General features: G+C 72.7%; 1 protein-coding gene and 1 pseudogene. One reads left to right on the top strand and one right to left on the bottom strand.

Features of this window, described 5'->3' with window-relative positions:
• Positions 1-238 precede the first annotated feature (238 nt).
• Positions 239-565, top strand: coding sequence for a NifU family protein (locus tag GJ633_RS16450; protein WP_156589626.1), 327 nt, complete (start codon positions 239-241; stop codon positions 563-565).
• A gap of 17 nt (positions 566-582) precedes the next feature.
• Here the strand turns inward: GJ633_RS16450 and GJ633_RS16455 are convergent.
• Positions 583-1,709 (bottom strand): annotated as a pseudogene (locus GJ633_RS16455) (DUF402 domain-containing protein); the annotation flags it as partial.

Genomic DNA, 1,709 nt, shown 5'->3' on the forward strand with positions numbered 1-1,709 from the left:
CCCCCTGCTGTACGCGCTCGAACGCGACGACTCGCTCCACGGCGACGACGCGGCGGACCCGACCCGGCTCCCGAACGAGTCGGAGCCCACCGACGACCGCGACGACCGACCCCCGGAGTGATCGGAAACGGTTCCGCGGCCGCGTTTCCGCAGGATCGACGATTACACAGTTCGTTTCGTTGCTTCAGTCACCTCGGAAACCGCAAGCTTCCATAGGCTCGGGTGCCACCGATCGACAATGAGCGACGACAGCCTCGCGGAGCGTGTCGAGGAGTGGATGGTCGGGCAGATGCCCATCATCCAGATGCACGGCGGGACGAGCGTCGTGCGCGAGGCGGACGCCGAGAGCGGAGAGGTCGTCGTCGAGCTCGGCGGCACCTGCTCGGGCTGTGGCATCTCGAACGTCACCGCCGACAACATCCGCCGCGACCTGATCATGGACTTCGAGGAGGTCACGGACGTGACCGTCCGGACCGCGTCCTCGGGCGACCAGGGGGCCTCGACGGTCGAGGGAGGCCGCGGCGGCGAGCTCAAACACGAGACCGAGTCCGCGAACCACTTTTAACGCACTCCGAGTTCCGCCTACAGAGCGTTCTCCAGCGCCGACGCGACCGATCTCGCCTTCTCGGCCAGCGGCGCAGGGGTGTGCCCCGCGGCGACGGAGTCGTCCAGCGCGTCGTCGTCGACGCGCGCGACCGTCCCGTCCGGCCGCTTGACGACGTCGACGTGGAGGTCCACGTAGCGGGCGGCGTCGGGGAACACCTCGACCGGCGTGCACACGTTGACGTAGGTCCCGCGCACCGCCCCGTCCTGACCACGGTACGTCGTCGGGTACCACCAGCGCCCCTCCTTCAGGCTCGTCACGGCCACGTCGCCGGCCTCGCGGGCGACGCCGAGCCCGTCGTAGGTCCCGCTGCTTTTGATCTCGCGCTCGACGGTGACGGTCCCGTCGGCGTCGACGTCGGTGACGGTTCCCTCGCCGAGGGCGATCAGCCGCCCGTCGGGCTTTCCCGTGGTCGATCCGGAGCGCGTCCCCCACGGCGGGGCCGAGCGCGTCCGTCACGACCGCGAACGGGAAGTCGGCGTCCGGATCGGGGTCACACAGCGCCTCCGCGAGGTCGACACCCGCGGACGCGTCCGCCGACCCGGCCTTCACCCGGTGGTGGCCCGGCATCGTCGCCGTCACCTCGCGGCGCCGGTCGTCGAGCGCGAACCGGCTCTCGCGGCCGAACCAGACCCAGCACCCGGCGTCGGGCGCCGCGACCGGCTCCTCGCGGAGCGTCGCGTCGTCGAGGGCGTCGAGGCGCTCGACCGCCGGGGGCGGAGCGTCACCCCCGTCGTCCCCGACCGCCGGGTCGTCCCCGAGGGCTTCACCGAGCGCCGACGCGCTCTCGACCGCCCGGTCCAGCCCGGCTTCGAGCGCCGCCGTTCCGGCGTCGACCGCGGGGGGGCTGCCAGACCGCGCGCCAGCCGTCCGGCGGCTCCATGTCGAGGAGGTCGAGCATCCCCGACAGCTCCCTGGCGGCCTCGTCGTCGCGGACGTCCACGCGCGTTCCCGACCCGGGTTCGAGCGCGACGAGGCCGTTCTCGACGCGTACCGTCCCGTCCAGTTCGGGGCGCCGGTCGGTCCACGGTGCCGCGGACTCGCGGACCTGCACCCGGACCGCGTCGCCCCTCTCGACGCGGGCGCGACGCTCCCGTAGGGGAGG

This window comes from Halorubrum sp. CBA1125, assembly GCF_009742825.1.
Taxonomy (GTDB): domain Archaea; phylum Halobacteriota; class Halobacteria; order Halobacteriales; family Haloferacaceae; genus Halorubrum.